Annotated in this window: 18 protein-coding genes; 8 read left to right on the forward strand and 10 right to left on the reverse strand. The window is 62.6% G+C overall.

The genetic code is table 11. From position 1 onward, the window contains the following. Positions 1–40 precede the first annotated feature (40 nt). The 3 genes from BM338_RS05240 to BM338_RS05250 all read right to left on the reverse strand — a co-directional run bounded on the left by BM338_RS05240 (position 41) and on the right by BM338_RS05250 (position 3,353). A complete protein-coding gene (locus tag BM338_RS05240; RefSeq protein ID WP_090449742.1) occupies positions 41–703 on the reverse strand; it encodes a glutathione S-transferase family protein in 663 nt (220 codons plus the stop codon). Positions 704–960: 257 nt separating this feature from the next. Next, positions 961–2,154, reverse strand: a complete 1,194-nt coding sequence (locus BM338_RS05245; RefSeq protein ID WP_090449743.1) for an MFS transporter — start codon at positions 2,152–2,154, stop codon at positions 961–963. After that, positions 2,151–3,353: a serine hydrolase domain-containing protein gene (locus BM338_RS05250; RefSeq protein WP_090449744.1), complete on the reverse strand. Its 1,203-nt coding sequence runs from the start codon at positions 3,351–3,353 to the stop codon at positions 2,151–2,153. Before BM338_RS05250 ends, BM338_RS05245 begins: the two co-directional genes overlap by 4 nt. A 266-nt stretch (positions 3,354–3,619) precedes the next feature. Here BM338_RS05250 and BM338_RS05255 point away from each other — a divergent pair, with 266 nt between their 5' ends. From BM338_RS05255 to BM338_RS05265, 3 genes are all read left to right on the forward strand, one after another. Then, a complete protein-coding gene (locus tag BM338_RS05255; protein ID WP_090449745.1) occupies positions 3,620–4,513 on the forward strand; it encodes a LysR family transcriptional regulator in 894 nt (297 codons plus the stop codon). A gap of 31 nt (positions 4,514–4,544) precedes the next feature. Continuing rightward, positions 4,545–4,976, forward strand: coding sequence for a GFA family protein (locus BM338_RS05260; RefSeq protein ID WP_090449746.1), 432 nt, complete (start codon positions 4,545–4,547; stop codon positions 4,974–4,976). 109 nt (positions 4,977–5,085) lie between these two features. Next, positions 5,086–5,655, forward strand: coding sequence for a hypothetical protein (locus BM338_RS05265; protein WP_090449747.1), 570 nt, complete (start codon positions 5,086–5,088; stop codon positions 5,653–5,655). Positions 5,656–5,706: 51 nt separating this feature from the next. On the opposite strand, the gene BM338_RS05270 is transcribed toward BM338_RS05265, so the two are convergent. Next, positions 5,707–6,489 carry an SDR family NAD(P)-dependent oxidoreductase gene (locus BM338_RS05270; protein WP_090449748.1) on the reverse strand — a complete coding sequence of 261 codons (783 nt, stop codon included), beginning with the start codon at positions 6,487–6,489 and terminating at the stop codon, positions 5,707–5,709. Positions 6,490–6,607: 118 nt separating this feature from the next. Between BM338_RS05270 and BM338_RS05275 the strand changes: the two genes are divergently transcribed. The 5 genes from BM338_RS05275 (at position 6,608) to BM338_RS05295 (ending at position 15,199) form a co-directional block, all read left to right on the forward strand. Continuing rightward, on the forward strand, positions 6,608–7,492 hold the full coding sequence (locus tag BM338_RS05275) for a LysR family transcriptional regulator (protein WP_090449749.1): 885 nt from the start codon (positions 6,608–6,610) through the stop codon (positions 7,490–7,492). A gap of 432 nt (positions 7,493–7,924) precedes the next feature. After that, positions 7,925–10,759: a TonB-dependent receptor gene (locus tag BM338_RS05280; RefSeq protein ID WP_090449750.1), complete on the forward strand. Its 2,835-nt coding sequence runs from the start codon at positions 7,925–7,927 to the stop codon at positions 10,757–10,759. Positions 10,760–11,004: 245 nt separating this feature from the next. Beyond that, complete coding sequence (locus BM338_RS05285; RefSeq protein WP_090449751.1) at positions 11,005–12,897, forward strand: glycoside hydrolase family 35 protein; 1,893 nt, start codon at positions 11,005–11,007, stop codon at positions 12,895–12,897. A 64-nt stretch (positions 12,898–12,961) separates the two neighbouring features. Then, the gene (locus BM338_RS05290) at positions 12,962–14,182 is read left to right on the forward strand and encodes an alpha-galactosidase (protein ID WP_255367188.1); all 1,221 of its coding nucleotides are present in this window, start codon (positions 12,962–12,964) and stop codon (positions 14,180–14,182) included. Positions 14,183–14,473: 291 nt separating this feature from the next. Further along, positions 14,474–15,199 carry a FadR/GntR family transcriptional regulator gene (locus tag BM338_RS05295; RefSeq protein WP_090449752.1) on the forward strand — a complete coding sequence of 242 codons (726 nt, stop codon included), beginning with the start codon at positions 14,474–14,476 and terminating at the stop codon, positions 15,197–15,199. 38 nt (positions 15,200–15,237) lie between these two features. On the opposite strand, the gene BM338_RS05300 is transcribed toward BM338_RS05295, so the two are convergent. The 6 genes from BM338_RS05300 to BM338_RS05325 form a co-directional block, all read right to left on the reverse strand. Continuing rightward, positions 15,238–16,212 (reverse strand): glycoside hydrolase family 43 protein, encoded by a 975-nt coding sequence (locus tag BM338_RS05300; protein WP_090449753.1) that lies wholly within the window; start codon positions 16,210–16,212, stop codon positions 15,238–15,240. A gap of 193 nt (positions 16,213–16,405) precedes the next feature. After that, positions 16,406–17,968 carry an RICIN domain-containing protein gene (locus BM338_RS05305; RefSeq protein WP_090449754.1) on the reverse strand — a complete coding sequence of 521 codons (1,563 nt, stop codon included), beginning with the start codon at positions 17,966–17,968 and terminating at the stop codon, positions 16,406–16,408. An 85-nt stretch (positions 17,969–18,053) separates the two neighbouring features. Further along, positions 18,054–19,613 carry an exo-alpha-sialidase gene (locus BM338_RS05310; protein WP_255367189.1) on the reverse strand — a complete coding sequence of 520 codons (1,560 nt, stop codon included), beginning with the start codon at positions 19,611–19,613 and terminating at the stop codon, positions 18,054–18,056. 88 nt (positions 19,614–19,701) lie between these two features. After that, complete coding sequence (locus BM338_RS05315) at positions 19,702–22,503, reverse strand: TonB-dependent receptor (protein ID WP_090449755.1); 2,802 nt, start codon at positions 22,501–22,503, stop codon at positions 19,702–19,704. A gap of 24 nt (positions 22,504–22,527) precedes the next feature. Next, complete coding sequence (locus BM338_RS05320; protein WP_090449756.1) at positions 22,528–23,712, reverse strand: endo-1,4-beta-xylanase; 1,185 nt, start codon at positions 23,710–23,712, stop codon at positions 22,528–22,530. 138 nt (positions 23,713–23,850) lie between these two features. Then, a complete protein-coding gene (locus BM338_RS05325) occupies positions 23,851–24,954 on the reverse strand; it encodes an aldose epimerase family protein (protein WP_255367190.1) in 1,104 nt (367 codons plus the stop codon). Positions 24,955–25,310 lie beyond the last annotated feature (356 nt).

A 25,310-nucleotide genomic window follows, 5' to 3' on the forward strand; every position in this document is an offset into this window, starting at 1 on the left:
CGTCGGTCTCCTTAAGCTGGAAAGAATCATGGGGGAAGGCTCAGTCGCGATCGGGCGCGCCCAACGGGAAAAACGACCGGTAAGGCCGCGCCTCATTCACAGCACGCACCACGGAGGGCCGCGCCAGCAAGCGTTTCCGGTAGGCCATGACATGCGGGAACAATGATGCATCGATGCGATGGGTCCAGTCGGCGTAGAACAGAAACGGCGCGGCGCCGCAGTCGGCCAGGGTGAACTGGTCGCCGGCCGCCCAGGTGCGGTTGGCCATCACCTTGTCGAGCCAGCCGTAGGCGGTATCCAGCATGCGCCGCGCTTCGGCCACGCCGTAATCATCGTGCGTGCCTTCGGGGCGAATGGCATTGAACACGATCTTCTGCTGCGGCGTGGAAATGTAGTTGTCGAAGAAGCGGTCCATGTTGCGCACCTCCAGCGCGGCGCGCGCTTCGGTGGGCAGCAGCGACACGGGGCCGGGGTGGTACAGGCCGAGGTACTCGATGATGGTGGTGGCCTCGGTCACCGTGCGGTTGCCGTCCACCAGCACGGGGAAGCGCTGGATCGGCCACATCGCCGCGAACTCCTGCAAGACATCCGGGTGTTCTTCGGACAGCAGGCGCCATTCGAACGGCGTGCCGTTCTCGTACAGCGCGATCAACGCCTTCTGGCTGTAAGAGGAGAAGGGGTGGGCGTAGAGCTTGAGGGTCATGGTGGGTCGCTGTGGCCGAAACAGGTCGTCTCCCTTAGGTGACGAATGGGATCCGGGCAGATCGACATCCATTCTTTGCTCCCTCCCCTGCGAGCAGGGGAGGGCTGGGGAGGGGTGAGTACTTGAGGAAGCGCACGGGGAGAGGTTTTCGCAAGAGCTCACCCCCTCCCAACCTCCCCCTGTCCCACGGGACTAGCTTCGCGTCGCAAGCAGGGGGAGGAGCAAAGCTGAGATTCAACCCAGATCGGACCAGCAGCTCACTCCGCCCACGCCCGCTTGGCCGGCACCGCCACCCACAACCCCGCCACCAGCAGCGCCACAGCAGCCCACGGCAACGCAATCTCACCAGAAGCCTTCAGCATCCAGCCGCCAAAGAAGCCACCGGCCGCAATGGAAAGATTCCAACCGGTCACCACCAGCGATTGCGCCAGATCGGCTTGCGGGCCAGAGCGGCGTGCCACCGCGGTCTGAAACAAGGTCGGTGAACCGCCAAAAGCCAAACCCCAGATACCGGCGGCGACACACAGCGCCGTGATCGATCCCGGCCACGCCACCAACACCAGCGCCGCCACGCCGAACAACACCACCGTGAGCCACGCCAGCGGACGCATCCAGCGGTCGATCAAACTGCCCACCAGCGAGATACCCGCCAGCGACGCCACACCAAACACCAGTAGCACGCGATCCAGTACATCCGCCGCGCCAGCGCGGGAAGCGAGCGGCGCGATATAGGTGTAGAGCAGGTTGTGCGCCAGCACGAACAACACCATCACCAGCAGCACCGAGGACAAACCCGGCAAGGCGAACACATCGCGCAACCTGGCATGCGCCTGTTCGGTCTGCGCCGGCAATGGCGGCAACGCGGCGCGTGCCCAGGCCACCACACCAAGACTCAGCAACGACATCGAACCGAACACCCAGCGCCAGCCCAGCAGCTGACCCAGCCAAGTGCCGGCCGGTATGCCCAGCGACAACGCCACCGGAATCCCCACCATCGCCACCGCCATCGCGCGGCCTTGCTGATGCGGCGCCACGATGCGGCCCGCGTAACCGGCCAGCAGCGCCCACAGCAGACCCGCGCTGACGCCGGCCAGCGCGCGGGTCAGCAACATCAGTGGATACGAATGCGTCCATGCGGTGAGTCCATTCACCAGCGCAAAGCCCGCGATCGCCGTAAGCAACAAAGGACGCCGCGACCAGGTACGCGTGAGTTTGACCAGCGGTATCGCCGCGCCAATGGAACCGAGCGCATACACCGTCACCAACTGACCGGCCAGCGACTGACTTATGCCCAGGTCCGCGCTGATCGCCGGCAACAAACCCGCCGGCACCGCTTCGGTGAGCACGGTGATAAAGCCGGCGCAGGCCAGGGCCAGCAGACCCCACAGCGGCAAAGGTGTCGATGTTTCGGTGGATGAGGTATCCGCCAGCACGCATTCGTTCGCGCTCATGCCGCGATCTCCTTGGCGAGGCCGGCGTACACGGCATCACGCAGCTCAGTCACGAACGGGCCGGACATGCCTTCGTACAAGGTGTTGGTAAACGCCACCACGCTCAGCTCGAGTGCGCCATCCACAAACCAGCTGTGGCCGTACGCGCCGCCCCAGCGCCAGGTGCCTGGCGCTTCGGGCGTAGCGGTCAACGACGGATCGCGCAGCACCGAAAAGCCCAGGCCGAAACCCCAGCCCGGCTCGTCGGGCGGCCCGTAATCGCCGGTCTGGATGCGGCCCATCTCGCCTGCCCAGGTTGCATCGAACAATGGATCGCCGCCGCGACGCAGCACTTCCAACAGTGTCATGACATCGTCGGCCACACCCACCATGCCGGCTCCGCCCGACGGAAATGCACTTCGATCCAGCGCACGCGCGGGGTTGTAGATGATGCCGGCGGTGTCGGGAAACGCTGCGGCCACTTCACCTTCGCGCAACGCATGCGGCGCTGGCGTGTCGGAGACATACGGCACCGCAAGACGCGCGGGATCAACCGCATGGAACGCGGTGTCGCTCATGCCCAGCGGGGCGCACACCAGATCGCGCACGATCGCATCGAGCGGTTGCCCGCACGCCGCTTCCAGTACTGCACCCACCACATCTACGGCGAGCGAATAACACCAGCCTTCACCCGGCGAATAGTGCAACGGCACCGTGGCAATGCGGCGTACGTTTTCAGCAAGCGACAGGTTGCTGGCATCCATGCCATCCGATACACCAGCGCGCGCATGTGGGCCATCGGTTTCGCTGTCGAGGAAGCGATAGCCGAGGCCCGCGCTGTGGCTGAGCAGATGGCGCAGCGTCATGGTCGGCACCGAGGCGTCGGCAAGTGCCGGCCGGAACGCAGGCAGCCAGCGCGTCACCGGTGCATCCAGATCCAATCGGCCCTGGCTGACCAGCACCATGGCCGCGGCCGTCACGATGGGTTTGGTGACGGAGGCCAATCGGAACAGCGTGTCCGCGCGCATCGGCCGGCGCGCTTCACGGTCGGCCCAGCCGGCCGCGTTGCGATAAACGAAGCGGCCTCGATGCTGGACCAGCACGACGGCGCCCACCAGGCGCTGCTCGCGCAACGCCTGGTCCAGCACGGCGTCCACGGCGGCTTGCATCGGAGATTCAATGGGTTGCCGCAGTACAACGGCGGCTTCGAGGGTGGTCATGGGCGTTCCTCAGGACGGGATACGCCACCTTAGGCAGTCGCCGAGCGAGGAAAAAGACGGGTAGAGTTCGTTACTTTACGGACTCATGTGTCCGCAATGTAGTTAGCTCCCTCCCCTGCTCGCAGGGGAGGGCTGGGGAGGGGTGAGCTCTTGAGAAAGCGCCCAGGAGAGGTTTTCTCAAGAGCTCACCCCCTCCCGACCTCCCCCTGCGAGCAGGGGGAGGAGAACGTTGCGCTTCACTGGAACCCAACACTCACCGAGCCCCCATGGACAACCTCAGCAGCCTCCAGACCTTTGTGCAGGTGGCCGAAACCCGCAGCTTTGTGGAAGCCGGCCGGCTGCTCAGCATCTCGGCTTCAGCGGTGGGCAAGAGCATCGCTCGGCTGGAACAATCGCTCGGCGTGCGGTTGTTTCATCGCAGTACGCGCAGCGTCACTCTGACGGCGGAAGGCCAACTGTTTCTGCTGCGCAGCCGGCGCATCCTCAGCGAAATGGAGCTGGCGCAAACCGAGCTTTCGCAACAGGCCGGGGAGCCGCGCGGCACGCTTCGGGTCAGCCTGCCGCTGGTGAGCAGCCTGGTGTTGCCGGTGCTGTCGGACTTCATGCGCACCTACCCCAGCGTGCAGCTCGATCTGGATTTTGACGACCGCATGGTGGATGTGATCGCCGAAGGCTTCGACGCCGTGCTGCGCGTGGCTGAGCCTTCGGATTCGCGCCTTAGCGCGCGCCGCGTCGGCACCTTCCGCCGTTGCATCGTCGCCGCGCCGGATTACCTCGCGCGCGCCGGCACACCGCGTAGGCCCGCCGATCTCGCCGCGCATCAATGCCTGCACTACCGCTATCCCAGCAGCGGCCGGCTGGAAGTCTGGCCGCTGCCTACCGATGGCGACGATGGCATCGACAATCTGCCGGTCTCGATGGTGTGCAACGACGTCGAGACACGCGTGTGTTTCGCCATGCGCGGACGCGGCATTGCCTACGTGCCGGAACACGCTGTGCGCAGCGCGCTCGCCAGCGGTGCACTGCAAACCGTGCTCGACGATTACGTCAACGCCTGCGGCACTTTTTACCTGCTGTGGCCCTCCGGCCGGCATATGCTGCCGAAGCTGCGCGCCTTCATCGATTTCATGAGCGAGCGCTTGCTCACCAGCGCGCCGTAGCCCCTACATACCCCACGTTTTCGGGAGTTGTATGCACATCACAGGAAGCTGCCACTGCCGCAACATCACCTTCGCGCTCGACTGGAGCCCGGAGCCCACCGAGATCCCCGCGCGCGCCTGCAGCTGCTCTTTCTGCACGCGGCACGGCAACGTGTGGACCGCCAACCCTGCTGGCTCCCTGCGCATCAGCATCAAGGATCCGTCTCGCGTATCGATGTATGCCTTCGGCACCGAAGTGGCGCGCTTCCACATCTGCGCCACTTGCGGTGTGGTGCCTGTCGTCACCAGCGAGATTGATGGCAAGCGCTACGCCGTGGTCAACGTAAATACGTTTGAAGGTGTCGATCCGTCGCTGCTGCGTCACACCTCCGCGAACTTCGACGGCGAAACCGAACAGGAACGATTGACGCGGCAAAAGCGCAATTGGATCGGGGAGGTAACGTACGAGGGAATGTCGCCGTAGCGTCTCAGACCTTGGGGTAAACCCCTACAGACGATGCGGCGGGTGCTTGTTACGGTCGAACGGACATGCATACCGGCCCGACTGCGGCGGGTGACCAAGGAGAAACACGATGCAATCGGAGGCTTTAGCCCCATTGATCAGCAAAACCACCGCCCTGGTGGCGCAGTTCGAGCGGCGCTGCTGTGTCATCGAGCAGCAACTGCAATCGCTGACCCAGTCGCTGCACGGACTTGCCCAGCAATTGCCGGTGGTGATCAAGCAATCCGCCGACGGCTCACTGCAGACCTTGCCGTTACAGGTGCTGGACCGGGTGAGAGAGGGCTTGCAGCACCCCGTCGACGACTACCAGCAGCGCCTGCGCATCGCCAGCGTCGAGATCAAACAAGGCACGCACGCGCTGACCCAGCAGCTACAGGAGTTGCAACGCACGCATCAACTGTTGATGTGGAAGGTGCTGGGTGTCACGGCGGGTTGCCTCGCGCTGTTGCTTGCCGGCGCCATCTGGCTGTCAGCGCACTACGCCGGTGTGATCCGCGATAACCGGCAGTCGGCTGAGCTGATGCGCGCCTATAGCAACGCCGACGTGATGCTTTGCGACGGCCACCTGTGCGCCAGCGTCGATTCGAAAGGTAAGCATTACGGCAACAGCGGCGAGTATCTGCCGATCAAGCAGCGCTGACTCGTTCGGCGCCAGGCGGGAGCGGCGCGCGCTCCCGTCATCATTCACTACTCAGGCAATCGAGTAGCCGCCATCGGCAAGCAGGCCGTGGCCGGAGACGAACGACGCGTCATCGGAGGCCAGAAAAGCCACGACCTTCGCCATTTCCTCCGGCGTGCCGGCGCGGCCGGCCACGGTGCCGCTGGCGAAAGCCTGCTTGGCTTCGGCACTGGGCCATACGCGATCCTGGAACGGGGTATCGATGATGCCAGGGCAGATCGCGTTGACGCGTACGCCCTGCTTGAACCATTCGATCGACGCGGTCTTGGTGAGGCCGAGTACGGCATGCTTGCTGGCGATATACAGCGCTGCGTTGCCGAAGCCGATCACGCCGCCCATCGAGGCATTGTTGATGATCACGCCGCCGCCCTGCGCCAGCATCTGCTTCGCCTGATACTTCATCGACCAGAACACACCGCGCACGTTGGCATTGAAGACCGCGTCGTAGACCTCGTTGCTCTGCTCCACGAACGGGGTGAAGCCGCCTTCCGTGCCGGCATTGTTGAACGCGATATCGAGACGGCCATACGTCGCCACCGCGCGGGCTATCAGATCGACCACGCTGGATTCGTCATTGACATCAGCCACCACCGCAGTGGCTTCGAAACCCTCCTGGCGGATCTCGGCCACCAGCGCATCGATCTCGGCCTGGCGCCGCGCACTGGCGACCACCTTGGCGCCACGGCGCGCCAGCTCCAGGGCCGCGGCGCGGCCGATACCCGAACTAGCGCCAGTGACCAGGGCGACTTGGCCCGCCAAGGTGGCGGGCCGAGGGGAAGAAACATGCGTATTCATAGGAACTCCGGGATGGGGTGGGGAAGGGCCTGCGCCCTGCTTGCCGCCCAATCTAGAGTTCCGCGACTGCGCTGATAAGATCAGTAATCGACAATGCTCTACTGACTGGAATTCAGTAATGGACCCCACTGAACTCGCCGAACTGGCGGCCTTCGCCGCCGTCGCCAGGCATCTGAGCTTTCGCCAGGCCGCCGCGGAGCGGGGTACGTCCGCCTCGGCGGTGAGCCATGCGATCCGCCATCTCGAAGCCCGCGTCGGCGTGCGGCTGTTCCATCGCACCACGCGCAGCGTGTCGCTGACCGAAGCCGGCGCGATGCTGGCCGGGCGCATGGCGCCGGCGCTTGCCGATATGCGCGACGCCATGGATGCGCTCAACGCTTATCGCGATACGCCGTTCGGCACGGTGCGCCTCAATGTGCCCAACTCGATCGCGCCCTTCTTGCTGGACGATGTGCTGGTACCGCTACTACAGCGCAATCCCGGCTTGCGGCTCGACGTCGTCGCCACCGACCGCTTGGTGGATATCGTCGCCGAAGGTTTCGACGCCGGCATCCGCTTCGGCGAGCGGTTGTCGCAGGACATGGTGGCCGTGCGCGTTCGCGCGAGCTTCCGTTTCACGGTGGTCGGTGCGCCCGATTATTTTCGCGAGCACCCGATGCCGCGCACGCCGCACGAACTGCATGAGCACACCTGCATTCGTTACGCCTTTCCCAGCGGCGCCTTGCTGCCTTGGGAGTTCGTCCGCAACGGCGAATCGATGCAGGTGGACGTCGATGGCCCGCTCACGGTCGACAGCCAGGAACTGATGGCCAGCAGCGCGGCGCGCGGTCTCGGTCTTGCGTATGTGTGGGAAGAGCGCGCTGCGCCTTACCTGCACGACGGCCGCCTGCAACGCTGTCTGCAAGACTGGTGCGCAACCGACGACAACCTGTTCCTCTACTTCCCCAACCGTCGCCATGTATCGGCAGGATTGCGCGCCGTGATCGAGGCCATAAAGGCCTGATCGCCAGACACGAGGCTCATCGCACGTCCGCGTGATCGCATCGCAAATTGATCGCTTCGACAACGTCGCGATCACGGTTGCCAGGCAACGAAAGAACGTCACGCGAACATCCCTGTCATCAGCACAGCGACAAGGCAGCCACCACCGCGCGCCTTCTCTCGCGCTGCCCCGATGTTGCGGCGCAGCTTGATCTGTGGATTCGGCCCCCTAATGATTCGTCCTTACATCATATTTGTATGATTAACTGACCGCAGGGGACAAGGTCAGTTGGCTCCGGCCACGATCCAACAAACAAGCATCTGATGACTGACGGCGCTTCCGGCGCCGATGAATCTCGCTATAGCGGGCAGGGATGACTTTGGCCGCGCAGCGACGCAACTGAACTAACCAAACGACCAGTTTCGTGCAGCCGACTAACCAGAGGGGAGTGGAATGCAACGACATATTCTCGCGGGCTCGATCCAGCAGGCGTTGTTTGTAGTCACCGTTTTTGCTTGCGCAGCCGCTTACAACAACGCCTACGCACAGGATGCGGCGGCGGCCCCGGGGGCTGCACCGGCAGCCGCGCAAGGAACACCGCCCGCCGATGCCGCCAAAGAAAAGAAAGATGGCAAGGAAGTGGTGCAGTTGAACGGTGTCAGCGTCACTGGCCAGCTAGCTTCCATCCGCCGCGCGCAGGCGATCAAGCAGGACGCGACCGGCGTGGTGGATGCCGTCTCGGCGGAGGAAGCCGGCAAATTTCCCGACCCTAATGTCGCCGATGCTCTGCAGCGTGTACCCGGCGTTGCGGTGGATCGCGCCGGCGGCGAATCCAGCCGCATCACCGTGCGCGGCTTTGGTCCCGACTTCGTCAATGTATTGCTCAACGGCCGCACCATGGCCACGGACGCAACAGATCGCGCGTTCAATTTCGACATTCTGCCTTCGCAGCTGATCAGCACCGCCGAAGTGAGGAAAACCGCGTCGGCCGATGTGGCCGAGGGCGGCATCGGCGGCACCGTCAACATCATCACTGCGCGTCCGCTGGACATGAAAGGCTTCCATGCGTCGGCCAGCCTGGCCGGCGTCAACGACAGCCTCAAGGCGAGCCCCACCGGCGGCATCACGCCGCGCGCATCGATGCTGTTGAGCAATACCAATGCGGACGGCACCTTCGGCTGGTTGATCGCGGGCATGTACGACCGGCGCGATCACCGCGAGCAGTCGATGAACACCTCGGGCTGGATCACCGGCCTCAACTACAGCCAGATCAATCCGGCCTATACCAACATCGCCTTGCCGCAGACGCTGTCCGGCTCGGACTTCGTGCAAACCCGTACCCGGCGCGGCATCAGCGGCGCCATCGACTGGAAGCCGATCGAGAACCTGACCATCAAGCTCGACACGATGATCTCGAACTACAAGATCGACTCGAAATTCCACGCGTTCGGCTCGTACATGAATACCAGCGACGTGCAGGCGCTTACTGCCGACGGCAATGGCACTGCATTGAGTTATACGCGCGGCAACACCGGTGTGCTGGCCAACGACTACATCGAAGAGAGCAATCCCCGTAACGCCTACAACGAACAGACCGGCCTCAACATCGCCTACCAGATCAACAACTCCACCGTTATCGACTGGGATACGGCGGTGTCACGCGCCTGGAACAAGGCGTCAGCCGATGGCTACTTCTTTGTGGTCGGCACGCGCAATACTGGTGTGAACCCGATGTGGACCAACAACGGCTCGTCGCAGATGCCGAGCTACAGCAACCTCATCTCGACCACCGACACCACAAACCTGCGCGCGCATTGCTGCAACCTCGGCGGCGAGTCGCCGAATGTCAGTGACCGTATTCTGCAGAGCAAGCTGCATCTCGGCAAAAGCTTTACCCAAGGCGTGCTGGCCCAGCTCGATTTCGGTGTGGAAGGCTTGAAGCGCACCAAGACCGAGGTGACCTGGCGTACGCCGAACAGCTTGTTCTGCGGTGAGTACTGCGGTTACGTCGCCGCGATTCCCGGCAGCGCCATCAACGCGCGCATCTATAACGCGGGCAAGATGGTCGACGGCATCTCACCGGGCTACCCCACCCAGTGGCTCACCTACGACGTCCCCAAGATGCTGGCCTATCTGGCGAGCCCTGCCGCCTATAACCAGCTGCCCAATCCGGCCGCCTTCGCTGCCGCGCTGGCCGCGAATGGCGGCGGGTTCACGGCCAGGCCGGATGCGAGCAGCTACAGCCAGGTCGAGGAACGGACCAAGTCCGCGTATGCCAAGGCCAATTTCCAGGGCAACCTGATGGCCAAGCCGTGGACCCTGGAAGTCGGCCTGCGCTATAGCCAGACCGACACCACCTCGCGTGCTTATGCGGTGCCGTTGACGGCCATCACGATCAACCCGAACGACACCAGCAATTCCATTCCGACCTATGGCTCGCTGGCACCCATATCGGCGACCGGCAGTTATTCCAACTGGTTGCCTTCGGCCAACTTCAAGTGGAGCCTGCGCGACGACATCATCTTCCGTGCCGCCATCTCCAAGACCGTCACGCGCCCGGACCTGAGCAATCTCTCCGCCGCCACCAGCTACAACTTCCGACCGGCGACGCAGGGCGTGACCGAGGGCAATACGGAGCTGAAACCCTATACGTCGAAGAACTACGACCTCGGGCTGGAATGGTATCTGTCGGACACCAGCTATCTGGCGATCGGCGGTTTCGAGAAGAAGGTGAGCAACTTCACCACCCTGGTCACCACCAAGACCACGATTCTCGGCTTTCCTTTTGACCTGACCCGGCCGATCAATCTGAACTCGGCGACCATCAAGGGCCTCGAAGCCGCCGCCACCTATCAGTTCACCTGGCTGCCCGCACCGTTCGACGGTCTGGGCGCTTCCGCCAACTACACCCACGTTTCCAGCAGCGCCTCCGCCAAGTCGAACGACGTCGGTAGCGGCGGCAAATTCGCGGTGCCGGGCATCGGCGATTCCGCCAACGTCAGCGGTTACTACGAGAAGGGTCCGTTCCAGATCCGCCTGGCCTACAACTGGCGCGATGCCTATCTGGAAACCATCTCCGGCGACGAGAGCCAGCCCACCACGGTCAAGGCCTACGGCCAGCTGGACATGAGCGCCAGCTACAAGCTGATGGATAACGTGTCGTTGTTCTTCGACGCCACCAACCTGACACGCGAAAAGATCTCCAAGTACCAGGTCTACACGAATCGGCCGTCGTATGCGGAAATCAACGGCAGGACGCTTTCCGCTGGTGTCCGGGCTTCGTGGTAAAGCATCGCAACCAATGGCCAACCTGATTAGCGTTGAAGAATCTCGACTGCGCGCGCCGTTGACTCCCTCCCCTGTTCACAGGGGAGGGCTGGGGAGGGGTGAGTACTTGAGAAAGCGCATCGGGAAAGGTTTTCGCAAGGGCTCACCCCCTCCCAACCTCCCCCTGCAAGCAGGGGGAGGAGAAAACCATGGCAGCTGAGACACGACGCCAACCAGAACGGCCAATGACGGGACGACATCGATTCATGAGTAGCGCGAGCTCTGTATTTCCCCGCCCCACGACGCGACGGCTGCTGCATGCAGCAGCCAGCCTTTCCCTCGCACTGGCATGCACCGCCAGCTTTGCCGATGCGCCGGCCGTGAGCACAGCCGCCCACACCATGCGCATCGACCACGGCAGCTTCATGCTCGACGGCAAGCCGTTCCGGATCATTTCCGGCGACATGCACTACCTGCGCATCCCCCGCGAGTACTGGCCGGCGCGCCTGAAGATGGCCAAGGCGATGGGCCTCAACACCATCACCACCTATGTGTTCTGGAACGCGCACGAGGCTACTCCCGGCACCTATGACTTCTCCGGCCAGAACGACGTTGCCGAGTTCATTCGCGAAGCGCAGAAGGAAGGCTTGTACGTCATCCTCCGTCCGGGTCCCTATGTGTGCTCGGAATGGGAGCTCGGCGGCTTGCCCGCGTGGCTGCTGAAGGACAAGCCCGCCAAGTTGCGCACGCTCGACCCCGCTTTTATGCAACCGACGCAACGCTGGCTACATCGTCTCGGGCAGGAACTCGCGCCGCTGCAGCTCGCCAACGGCGGCAACATCATCGCGGTGCAGGTGGAGAACGAGTACGCCAGCTTCGGTGAGGACCACGCCTATCTGGACCAGATCCGTCAGCTATTGATGCAGAGCGGTTTCGACAAGTCGCTGCTATTTACTTCGGACAACACCGATCCCGGCAAGAACGGTTTGACTGATCTGCTACAGGTAATCAATTTCGGCACCGGCAACGCCGAGAAGAAATTCGCCGAGTTTGAAAAGCGACAGCCGCAAGGGCCGTACATGGCGGGCGAGTACTGGGCTGGCTGGTTCGATCATTGGGGAGCGCCCCATCAGACCGGCGACGCCAAAGTCGAAGCCAGCGAAGTATCCTGGATGCTCAAGCGCGGCTACTCCGTCAACCTGTACATGTTTCATGGCGGCACCTCGTTCGGCTGGATGAACGGCGCCAACTGGGACAAGGACAACTATCAACCCGACGTCACCAGCTACGACTACGACGCGCCGTTGAATGAAAGCGGCCGGCCGACGCCGAAGTACTACGCCATGCGCAAAGCGATCGCCGATGCCACCGGGGTCAAGCCACCAGCCATACCGGCGACACCGGGGACGCAGGCGATCGATGGCATCAAGCTCGGCGAGTCGGCCTCATTCTGGGACAACCTGCCCGTTCCTGTCAGCGCCCCCGAGCCGCGCGCCATGGAAGATCTCGATCAGTCCTACGGCTACATCCTGTATCGGAAAGTCATCGCTGCCGACCGACCAGGCGATCTGGTGATTCACGGACTGCACGACTACGCCGCGGTGTACGTGAACCAGACATTGGCCGGTACGCTGGACCGCCGCTTGAAGCAGGACACGCTGGCGATCAAGGTCGCCAAGGGCGACACCCTGGACATCCTTGTCGAGAACACCGGCCGCATCAATTTCAGTACGGAAATGCTCAAGGAGCGCAAAGGCATTCTGGGCGAGGTCGCCTTGCGCGGCGAAACCCTGCACGACTGGAAGATCTACTCGCTGCCGCTGGCACACATCGACGGCTTTGCTTACAGCAACAAGCCGTGCCGCCGCGGCCCGTGCTTCTATCGGGGCAGCTTCAACGCGCCGGTAGCGGGGCATGCATCGGCGGATACCTTCCTCGACACCGCCGGACTCAATAAAGGCTTTGTCTGGTTGAACAAGCGGCCGCTGGGGCGCAGCTGGAAGATCGGCCCGCAGCGCACCTTGTACGTACCCGGCGCCTGGCTCAAGAACCAGGGCAACCAGCTCGTCGTGTTCGACATGTTCGGTACGGACCACACCACTCTGCGGACAGTGAAACAACCCATCCTGGATGCGCCGCCGTCGGAAGCGGCGCCCTGAAGCAACACCTGCGCCCCCCGCACACCCCCAACCCTTTTGAATTGCAGCCGCTTGGAGAGACTCGATGAAAGGCACCCTGTCAACGATGGCCCGTATAGCGCCGCTCCGCATGGCGATGTTGTCCGCCTGTGTATTCGCCACTGCCGCCGGCGCGGAAGAGGCCAAGAAAGTCGAGTTCAACGCCGATACGCCGCAGATGGGTTTCAACAACTGGAACTCCACGCACTGCCGCGATGAATTCAACGACGACATGATCCGCGGCGTGGCCGACAAGCTGATCAGCACCGGACTGCGCGACGCAGGCTATCGCCACATCAATCTCGACGACTGCTGGGCCGACTGGAAGCGCGACAAGAACGGCAGCCTGCAACCCAACCTCAAGCGCTTCCCGCACGGCATCAAGGCGCTGGCCGACTACGTCCACGAACGCGGCTTCGCCTTCGGCCTTTATTCCAGCGCGGGCACCAACACTTGCGAACCGCACCAGGCCAATCGCGGCTTTCCCGGTGGGCTCGGTCACGAAAAACAGGACGCGGCGTACTTCGCTTCGGTGGGTGCGGACTACCTGAAGTACGACAACTGCAATAACGAAAAGAAACCCGCCAAGGAGCGCTACCGCGCCATGGGCGAGGCCCTGCGCGCCACCGGCAAGCCGATCTTCTACAGCCTGTGCGAATGGGGCGAGAACAAAGCCTGGCTGTGGGCCACCGATCCCGCCGTCGGTGCATCCTCATGGCGCACCACCGGCGACATCAGCGACAACTACGCCTCAATGCTGAAGATCTTCAAAGAGAACGTGGTGCTCGATGCCTACGCCGGCCCCGGCCACTGGAACGATCCGGACATGCTCGAAGTCGGCAACGGCGGTATGACCGATGTGGAGTACCGCTCTCATTTCAGTCTGTGGTCGATCATGGCCGCACCGCTGCTGATCGGCACCGACATCCGCAAGATCAAGCCTGACGCGCTGGAGATCCTGCTCAACAAGGATGTGATAGCGGTGAATCAGGACCCGCTCGGCGTGCAGGGCAAGCAGGTGAGCGATGCCAAGGGTATCCATGTAATCGTCAAGCCGCTCAAGGATGGCAGCCGCGCCGTTGCGGTATTCAACGAAGCCGATGCGGCACAGGACGTTGCTGTGAGCGCCAAGGAGCTTGGTCTGCAGGCGTCGACCAAGTACCGCATGCGCGACCTTTGGCAGCATCGTGATGCGCAGGGTGACGGCTCGATCAAACTACGACTGGAGCCGCACGCGACGGCCATGTATCGCATCTCCGCGCAGTAAGGCTTCAGTCTGGGATTGAATGCAAAGAGGCATGGATGCCCATGCCGGACACCTCGAACCAATTGTCGAGCTCGTCATCCCGGCGAAAGCCGGGATGACGAGTAAGGAGAGGTTTTTCGAGGTTCTAACGAAGCTCGTCATCCTGCGTTTTTGTGCTTCAAGACTTTGCGGTCCATGACATCTGGCAAGTTCACAGTAGAGTGCTTACTGTATGACAAATGCCCGGTGTCGACGAAAGCACCATCCGGGCGTGTCGCTCTCAGCAAGCAGCATCACGAGGAAGGCCATTTCATGAGGAAGCCGAACGCCGTCCGCAATCTTTACGGACACGTGATGCACGAAATCGGTCAGCGCATTATCAGCGGCAAGGTACGGCCCGGCGAGGTGCTGCCGCGTGAGGAAACGCTCGCCGAAAGCATGCAAGTCAGCCGTACGGCGTTGCGCGAAGCCATGAAAGTGCTTTCCGCCAAGGGGCTGATCGAGTCACGCGCCGGCGTAGGCGCGCGTGTACTGGAGCAGCGCTTCTGGAACCAGCTCGATGCCGATGTGCTGACCTGGCGTTGCGCCTCGATGCCCACCGACGATTTCGTCGACAAGCTGGTGGAGATGCGCGAGATCATCGAACCCGCTGCCGCGGCATCCGCCGCGCGTCGTCGCACGGCGGAACAACTGGCGGATATCGAAACAGCCTATAAGGCGATGGACGCGGCACAGACACTCGATGCCTGGGCCGAAGCGGATCTGCAATTCCACGATGCCGTACTGCAAGCCACCGGCAACGAACTGATGACATCGCTGTTCTCGGTGGTGGAGAGCGCGCTCGGCACGTTCTTCGTGCTTTCCGCGCGCACCGCGAGCAACTTCAAGTATTCGCTGCCGCATCACCAGAAAGTACTGGAAGCGATTCGCCGCAAGCAGCCGGAAGTCGCGCGCAAAGCCATGCTGGCGATGATCGCGGACTCCCAGTCGAACCTGCAGCAGCATCGCAGCCGGGCGCGCAAAAAGGCGCACACGTAAAGCTGCTGCATGTCTCCTCCCGCCTGCATGGCAGGGAGTTACCTCGATTCACCACCGGGCTCACCGAACACCGGCATCCCTTTGGCGTCCCAATGGAACGGCTGGATGCGCGGTGCACGGCGCGGCGTGCATTTCCAGTCCGGCCCGCCGTTGGCGTGATAGATGATCCAGTCCCTGCCATCGGCGGTTTTGAAGAAGCCGTTGTGGCCGGGCGCGTAGATACTGTTTCGTGGCGAGCTGGCAAACACCGGCCCGGGTGACTTTTTCCAGGATGCGGGATCGGTCAGATCGGCCTTGCCGTCGGCCGTCAGCAAACCCAGCGCGTAGTGATCCGACCAGCAGGCGCTGGCGGAATAGGTGAGGAAGACCTTGCCGCCTGGTCCCGCGAGAAACTCCGGCGCTTCGAGAATCTTGCGGCCACCCTGCATCTCCCACGTATAGGTCGGCGCCGCGATATCGACCTGCTTTTCTCCCAGCGTCCATGGATTGGTCATCGGCACGATGATCAGATCGCTGTGGTCGTCGACGTAGGCCGAATAGACAAAGTAGCGATGTTCGCCATGCTCGAACACCGTGCCGTCGATGCCGGTATGCGCAGTCTTCAGCATGCCCTTGTCGATCCACTCGCCGGTGGTCGGATCCGGCGACGCGTTTTCCAGCACAAACACATGCCGATGCGTGTCGTCGTTATGCGCCTTGTCGGCGGCGGTGTAATACAGGTACCACTTGCCGTCGAGGAAATGCAGCTCCGGCGCCCACACCGACGCAGAGTTGGCGCCTTGCGCCGGAGGGCGCCACACCACCACCGATGGCGCTTCACCAAGGCGTTGCATGTCAGTGGTCTTCCACAGCGCGATGCGGTCGCCGAGCGTGTGCGTGTAGTAGTAGGTTCCGTCGCGCTGGGTTACCCAGGGGTCGGGGCCAGAGGGGAGTAGGGGTTGGCCGGCGCGCGAGGCGGTTGCGCCGAATGCGGTAGTAGCGATTACCAACAGCCATGCAGCAAAAACTTTCATAGATGGATCAACTCCAAAGCCAACTCCTTCTCCCCTCGGCGACCCGTAGATAGTTCCCGTGGGAGAGAAGGTGCCGGCAGGCGGATGAGGGTTCGGCAGAGTGACTGCGATGAAGGCTTGCACAAGCCCTGAACCTTCACCCCAACCCCTCTCCCGATGGGAGAGGGGCTAAAGCGCTTCGGGCGGGCGCTGATCAATGCAGGATCCACTGCTGTGGAGCGAGACCATTGTCCGTCCATATCTGCAACTGCGTGCCGTGCGTCGTGGAACCCGCAGGATCATCCAGCATCAGCGATTCCGATGCCTGGTTCATCATTTTGTAGCTGCCGTTACCAAGATCAAAGAACATCCAGTTCTGGTTGGTGTTGTTCGCGCAGCCCCATAGCGTGACCTTGTTACCGGGCGTGGTACTGCCGCCTGTGTTGTCCACACACAACCCCGTCTGCTGATTCTGGATACTGAACCAGCCGCCGCCCTTGGCATGCACGGTCCAGTTCTGCACCGGCGCGTTGTTGCAGTCCCACAGTTCGGCGCTGGTGTTGTTGGCGGTGGACCATCCGGTGTTGTCCAGACACAACGCCGGTGCCTGCACGCTCTGGAAGATGTAGGTGGCGTTGTCGGCCGGCAGCCGGTTCCATGCTTCGCTGGCGAAGTAGGTGATGCAGCCGCCGTTGAGGTAGTCAGAAGCCAGTTCGAGAATGCTCGATCCATCCGTGGCCGGCAGCAGCGCAGAGGAGTAGTTGGGGCAATAGTTGTCGTACGCGGTCGGCACCTGCACCGGTGCATTGATGGTGTACCAGTTGCCGGTGCCATCGACATTGGTGTTGACGAACAGCACTTTGCCGTTCGACGCCGACACGCTGCCGTTGGATTCGTACATCACCTGGCCCACCAGCAGGATCGCACCATTGCTGGACAACACCGACGGACTCCAGCGATTCAACGGCGCGTGCTCCAGATACTGGCCGCTCGCCGTCTGTACCTTGGTGCCCATATTGGTGGGATCGCCGTAATTCCAGCCGTCGGTCGAGCTACGCGAGAACACGGTACAGGCTGCCGGCCCGCAGAGCTCATTGCTCATGAAGAAGTGACCATTGGGCAGCTTGCTGACAGTAATCATGCCGGGGCGGTCGCCCTGGATCGTGCTTCTGATCGTGTCCGTCTTGTCTTGCCAGGTCTGGCCGTTGTAGCTGCGGATCTGCACGAGCTTCTGGCTGCAACAGCTATCCGTTTCGTCGGACCAGAACATCACCAGTGCGCCATCGTTGGCTACCGAGAACTCCGGCTCCCACAAGCCATGGCTGTTGTCGCCACCAAGAGCCGGCGTGCTGTGGTAACTCCAGCTCGCACCCTGGTTGGTGCTGATATAGACCTCGATAGCCGGCGTGCCGTTGGAGAAATACGACGCCGCGGAAATCAACGTACCGGCTGCCAGCGAACCGACCTGCTGCGGCAGTTCGTACAGCGTGGCGCAACAGCGCTCCGAGCTGCCGGTGATGGTGGGCACGTTGCTCAGCAGACTCCAACTCGCGCCGTTGTCGGTGCTTTGGAAAATGATGCCGTTGGTGCTTGCGATCAGCCGGCCATAGGCCGATGAGGGGCCGTGAGTAAGACGGACCACGCGTGGATAAAGCGTGCTGCCCTGTAGCACGGTTCCCGTGGCCGCGTGCACCGGTGCGATGCCGAAGCCAACCATCGCCAGTACAAGCAGGAACAGCCGGTTTCGCCAGTGTGACCAGAAGCTTGAGCGTTTCATGCCAACCTCCTTCGCGTTACGGGTTTAGAAGTTTGTCTCCCCCCCTGCGAGCAGGGGAGGGGGAAGGACGTCGCGCCTACGGGCTTCACTGCGAATCTGAAGTACCGTCGGCACGTGCAACCTGCAAATAGTCGACATCCAGCGCATGCGCGCCACCGTCGACATCAATGGTGTTGAAGCCCGGCAACAGCGACGCGGACACTTCAGCGATGCGCCAGCCGTCCTGCTCATCGTGTGTTGCCGACTTGCCCAAGACCGCGCCATTCACTGCCAGCGTTGGCATGCCCGGCAAACCCACTTCGGCGTAGCGCACACGCAAGCGATAGCGACCCGCAGCAGCGACATGCACCTCGAAGCGCAGACGCCCCTCCGGCGCCGCACCAAGCCGCGCCTTGCGCCCGTTCGAAGCCTTCATGTCACCGATCGCCACCGCACTCGTGCGCGCGGCGTCTTCCGCCTCATAACGATCGAAATGCGGTGTGTCGGCGCGATACAGAATCTCGTTACGCGCTTCCTCGCGCGGCGCGTCGGCGGATGACGAACTGGTGACGTGCAGCAGCTTGCCGTCGTCCTGCAACAGCAACGCCTGCGTCCAGCCGGCATGGATATTCCCGGTGCGCTTCTGTACGGGCGCCGGCATTTCCCACCAGGGGCCACGCCCCGACGCATTGTTCCAGTACAGCGAACGTCCGCCCGCATCGCCACCACCGCCGGCACGCTGAGCCGATACGACGATGACGCCCTCCGGTCCGCCCAGCGGAAACCAGCGCACTACCGGGCAGGCTGAAGGCCACGCGCCCGACATCGTCATTACCGGTTCGCCATGGTCTTGCGGATCGCCCCAATCCAGCCCGTCGCGGCTGAACTTGATAAAGACCTGGCCGTTGTTGGGGCCGTCGATGTTTTCGTAGGTCATCGCATAGCGGCCGTCGGCAAGGCGCTCCACGATGGCCATGCCGGGACGCTGCACGCCGCCGGGTATCGCAACGTCCAGCGTTTCCTCGCTCCAGTGCTTGCCACCGTCAGTGGAAACTTTATGCGCGAGCGCCTGGTTGTAGCCCTGCGCCTTGTGCTGTTCGGTGGAGTAGTAGGCGACCATGCGACCGTCGTCGAGGATGTGGACGTTGGATTCCCACACGCCCTTGTTGTCCTTGTCCTCAGGTCGCCCGCCACCTTTGATGATGGAGCTGCGATAGGTCCAGCTCTTGCCGCCGTCCCTGGAGACGTAGAGCTGCAGGTCTTCGCTGCTGACGCGATGCTGCGCATCGTTGCCGGTCGCGTTGGCCGATAACAGCAAGGTGCCCGCCGGAAGGTCGCCGCTGGCGCGTGGCGTTTCGGTGATATGCGGCTGCCAGCGCAGTTGCCAGCTTGGATCCTTGCGATGCACTTGATCCGTCACGTTGGACATGAATTGCCAGTGCTCGCCACCGTCGCGGCTTTCCCATAACGGAATGCCATCCATGCCGTGCTTTTCGAACGCCATCAACAACCGGCCGCGTTCGCTCGCGTTGTGCTCGATGCGCACCACCGAGGGATAACCGGTGCCGTCGGTCATGCGCGTTCCGAGCACAGGCTGTTCTTCGTACTGGGCCGCCGCGGACATGGCGATCAGCGATAGACCCAGCGAGACAAGCAGTCGTTTCACTTTCAACACCCCATGTAGATCGAATACCGATCAAAAAATCGGCGTACCGGCGGCTTACCAACCGCCGCCGGTCGCCGGGGGAGGAAACTCACATCTTGAAGCGCACGCCAAAGCCCACCGTGCGGTCCTGATAACGGATGTCTCGCGGCCGCGTGTCGCCGCTGCCCCAGTACTGGTGCAGATCCGCGCCGAAGATGTTGGTGGCGTTGAGTACGACGGTGAGATACGAATTCACGTCGTAGCCCAGCGAGAAGTCCACTTGGTTGGCCGGCTTGATCTCGTCGTTCACACCCGCCACGGTCGGCTGGTTGAAGCCGTCGATAAAGCGGCTTCGGTAGTTGTAGGCGAGACGTGCCGACCAGCCGTACTTCTCATACATCAACACGGCGTTGTAGTTGTTCTTCGACACGTTCTGCAGCGGCGAGGACACCACCGGCCCGCCGATGAATTGCGGCGAACGCGTGGAGCCTTCGATATAGGTGTAGTTGAGCTGCACACCCAGACCACTCCACACACCGGGCAGGAAATCGAAGAACTGCTGGTACGCCACTTCCGCACCGTCGAGATGGCCGGAGCCGGCACTCTGCGGCGAGTTCAGCTGGAACGGTTGGCCGCCGATGGTGACGTTGGTGACATAGTTCTGGATGTAGCCGTTGATATCGCGATAGAACACGCCACCGCTGACATAACTGCCCGGCGCGAAGTACCACTCCAGCGAGGCGTCGTAGTTGTTGGAGCGGATCGGCTTGAGGTTGGGATTGCCGCTGCTGGCGACGCCGGCGCGGTTGATGGTGCCGGGGTTGAGCGACAGCGAGGGGTTGAGCTGGCCGAAACCCGGATAGGTCAGCGTCTTCGCCGCGATCAGGCGCAACTGCAAGTCGTCGCGCAGATGCAGGTTGAAGCTCACGTTGGGCAGATACACCGGCGCATTGGTGGAGGCGTTGAGCGGTGAATAGATGTTGGTGGAGGCGTCATACGAGAACGCATTGAGGTTGCGCTTCACCCGCTCCACGCGCATACCGATCACGCCGTCGTACGGCAACCCGAACAGTTCGTTGCCATAGCCGGCCTGCAGGTAGCCGGCGTAGGACTTCTCGGTGATGTGATAGAAGCGCCCCGGATTCACCGGCGCCAACCCGGTGGGCAGGCCATACAATTGACGGATCGCGTCGGCGTTGTTGACCAGGAAGTTGTAGCAACCGCTCAGCCACGACACCGGGATCGCCGAAGTGGTTGGCTGGCTGCAGAAGTAGCCATTGGGGAAGCGCGCGATCACCTGGTTGGCCGGATTCGGATTGAGCGCGATCGCGCCCGTGCCGCCCGGCGGTGGAGTGGAGACTTCTACGCTGCCGGTGTATTCGGCGGTGTGCCTGGAGTAGCGCAGGCCGAAATCGAGGTACTGGAAGAAGCTGCCGTTGAGATCATAGGTGCCGTCACCACGCCACGCGAACTGCTTGCCGCGTTGGTTGTTCCAGGTCTGGAACAGGCCGTTGAGGTAGTAGTTGGCCGGATCGAGCTGCGGGTTGCCACCGAGGCCCCAGTTCTGCTGATTGCCACCGATGCCGTTCCACACCGTGGTGATCGGCCCCTTGAGGAAGGTATCCACAATGAACGTCTGGTCGTGGAACGACGACGAGTTGAACGACAGGTCGGTCGACAGGTTCAGATGATCGCCGTGCCATTTCGCACCGATCGAGTTCTGGATGTCATGGCCCCACTGTTGGTGCGCCTGCGTACTGGTGGCAGCGTAGGTGTTGCCGGTCCAGGTGCCGCGCGAGGCGTCGCAGATGGTCTGGCCGTAGAAGGGCGAACCCGTCAACCCGTTGGCATAGCAGTGATTGCTGACCGACAGCGACGACGGATCAACCGAACCCACCGGGAAAGTGAAATAGAACGGCTGGTTGTACTTGTCGGAGTCCCAGGTATACAGGCCTTCGACATAGACCTCGGTGCTGTCATTCGGCTTCCACTGCAGCGCGTAATTGAATTCTTCGCGCTTGCGGTCGCCGATGTTGTAGTCGGCGCCCCAGCCGTTCGGCGCCGCGATCAGGTTGCCGTCGCCGGTACGGATCGGCGTGCCCGACGCACCGGTGAGCACTTTCGGGAAATCGCCCCACACCGCGTTGTAGTCATAGCGGTCGCGCGAATAGCCAGCGTTGACCAGCGCGCCGAACTCGCCGTAGTCGGTGTTCCAGCGATTGCTGAGCAGCACGCTGCCGGTCGGGTCGGTGTGGCCGCCGTACTTGCTGTGCGTGCCGGTGAGCGTCGCCGCCACCTTGCTACCGGTAAAGTCGAACGGACGGAACAGCTGCATGTCGACCATGCCGGCGATGCCGCCGTCGGGCAGACTGGCCTCACTGGTCTTGTATACCTGCACGGTCTTTACCGCAGTGGCCGGCAAATTCTGGAAAGCGAAAGCGCGACCGACGCCGCTGAAGATCTCACGCCCGTTCAACGTCGTGATGACATTCGGCAGGCCACGGATCACCACCGAATTGGTCTCGCCCTGGAAACCCTGCGCGATCTGCACGCCGGTGATGCGCTGCATCGCGTCGGCCACACTGTTGTCCGGCAGCTTGCCGATGTCTTCGGCCACGATGGAATCCACCACCATCCGCGCATCCTGCTTCAGCGTCTGCGCGCTCTGCAGGCTCTGGCGCATTGGCGTGACGGTGACGCCGGAAAGGTTCACCACGTTCTGCGTAGCGGCCTCTTTACCGGTGGCCGGTTTCTTGGCGGTGGTGTCTTGGGTGGCCGTCGCGTCCTGCGGATCGGCCGCCGCCTGGTCGGCAGCCGCGCCGGTGGTCTTGGCGGGCGTATCGGCGGCGTATACGGGCGTCAGCACGGCGGCGATGGCCGCGGCGAGCAAAGTGATGTGAATGCGGTTCATGGGATATCCCCTCAGAGATACGGATCAGCGGGCCGTCGCGGCGGCGGGTACTGGAAACAGTTGCGCGTCGGCTGGCACCACGCCGCGCGGCGCGTGGGTGAGCGAACGCAGGATGTCGGTCTCGCGCTGGCGGTACGGTGTGCCGTCGCCATGCAGCAGGTCGTGGAACCACAACACCGGCGGCTGCAAGGTGTACGGCTTCTGCCAGGAGTCCCACGGGTAGATGGTCTGCGAGCGGCCATCGACGAAGCCCCACTGCACCATGCCCACATCCAGCTTCTTGGCCAGCGGCAACACGCCGTCGATGGTGGAGCCGGCACCGCGCGCCATGTATTCGGTGCAGATCAGCGGACGTCCGTAGCCGCGCAGCTGCTCCACGCGTTTGGCGAACGCCTCCGGCCAGTCGTAGCTGTGGAAGCTGATCACGTCCGACTGCTCGATCTGCGTGCGTTCCACCGCGTTGAGCTTGGCCGGCGCGGACCAGTCGTCGTCATGCCACAGGCCACTGGTCAGCGGCTGCGTGGGTGAAGCGCTACGTGCCCAGCTGAAGACCTGCGGCAGCAACTTGGCGACCAGTTCGATCTTGCCCTTGGGTTCGCGCGCGTCGTAGTTGCCGCCGCCGGGGTTGTCCGGTTCGTTCCACACATCCCAGGCCAGCACGCGCTTGTCGTTGGCGAAATGGCCGACGATGTCTTTCACGTAGCGCTCGAGCCGCGGGTACTGGGTGGGATCGGCCAGTGCCACGCCGGGGTTCTGCACCCAGCCGGAGTTGTGCACGCCGGGAATCGGCGGGTGTTGCGGGCCGAGTTTGGGCTCCGGATCCCAGCACGAGTCGAACAGCACAAAGATCGGCTTGATGCCATGCTTGTCAGCGATAGCGAGGAAGCGGTCGATGCGCTGCTTGAAACCTTCCGCATCCTGCTGCCACAGCATGTCGTGCAGGAATACACGCATGGTGTTCATGCCCAGCTGCTGCGCCCAACCCAGTTCGCGATCGATGCGCTCGGCATCGAAGGTGTCGCTTTGCCACATTTCCAGCTGGTTGATCGCGTTCGCCGGCAAGTAATTGCTGCCGGCCAGCCAGCGTTGCTGCGCGTACCAGGTCTTGGCCTTGCCGGCCGGCCAGCGCGCGGCATCCTGCGCGGTTGCGGCCGGTGCGTGGAATGTGGCAGCCAGACTCAGTGCCGTCGCCAGTAATACGTACTTCATGACCTCTCCCATCGGTGACACGGGCGACCTTGCGTGTCGCCTTTGATTGACCTGAGCGGGCCCGGCGTCGGGCAAAGCGCTCCCTTGGGCGACCCGTGGGGCCGCCCGTCATGGACGTGCAAGCGTGTAGAGCCCGGCTTAGAGCTTCTGCGTGGTGAACTCGTAGACGATCAGGTTGCGATATTCCTGCCCTGGCGCCAGCCGCGCCGATCCAAACGCCGGTTGATTCGGCGTGTCCGGATAAAGCTGTGGCTCGAGCGCAAACGCATCGCCCTGGCGATACACGCGGCCGCCGGTGCCGACGGTGGTGCCGTCCAGGAAATTGCCCGAGTAGAACTGCAGGCCCGGCTGCGTCGACGACAAGGTCAGCACGCGGCCGGATACCGGGTCTTCCACTTTGGCGACCATGCGCGGCGTGCTCGCGGCGCTGCGGCTGATCACCCAGTTGTGGTCGTAGCCATGACCGAACAGCAACTGCGGTTCGTCGCCGTGGCGAACATCGGCGCCAATCGGCTTGGCCTTTCTGAAATCGAACACCGTGCCCGCAACGTTGCGGATCTCGCCGGTGGGAATCAGCGAATCACTTACTGGCAGATAGGCATCCGCGGAAATGGTGAGGCGCTGCTCCATCACGCTGCCCGAGCCTTCACCTGCCAGATTCCAGTAGGCGTGGTTGCTCAGGTTGACGATGGTCGGCTTGTCGGTGGTGGCGCGGTATTCGATGCTCAGGCGATTGCTGTCGTCGAGCGTATAGGTCGCGGTTATCGTGAGTTTGCCGGGATAGCCCATGTCGCCGTCGGGGCTGACATAGCTCAGGCTGACGCTGGCCTTGCCGGCGTCGTGCTTCACGTCGCCGATGGCCCACACCACTTTGTCGAAGCCGCGCGTGCCACCGTGCAGCGAGTTGGGCTTGTCGTTGATCGGCACGTCGTAGCCGTGGCCGTCCAGCACGAAATGTCCCTTGGCGATGCGATTGGCGTAGCGGCCTACCGTGGCGCCGAAGTACTGCGGCTTCTGCACATAGCTGTCCAGCTTGGCGTAGCCCAGCGTGATGTTGGCGAACTTGCCGTGGCGGTCCGGCGCCATCAGCGACTGCAAGCTGGCACCAAGCGCGATGATGCGCGCGCTCATGCCGTGGCTATTGCTCAACGTCACGGCGTCGACTTTGGTGCCGTCGGCCAACGTTCCAAAGGTTTCGCGTCGCGCTTCGGCTGCGCCCGTCGTCATGGAAATAACCGCCATGCCAAGTGCTACTCCCCAGAGACCTACCCGTGTCATGAGCTTCTTACCCCTTCGTCACGCTGACGAGATAAAGGTCATGCAAACATATTGTATGATGAACTTGCAAGTGACGGACCGGGAAGGATTTTTTGTGGTGCGGTGCGTCACGGTCCGACGGAAAGGTCATGGTTGGCAAGAAATGTGATGGTTTCTGAGAATTTTCGTAAATGCGACTGTCGGACAAGCTCACTAGAGTCCGCGACATGTCGCGACGCGACAACGGAGCTTTCGGGCACCACGAAAACGAAAGCCTCGCGAGCAGTAAAAAAACTGCTGCTGGCGAGGCTTGGCAGGATCAAGAGAAAGTGCTTATAGTC

The organism is Dyella sp. OK004 (assembly GCF_900114495.1).
Taxonomy (GTDB): Bacteria; Pseudomonadota; Gammaproteobacteria; order Xanthomonadales; family Rhodanobacteraceae; genus Dyella_D.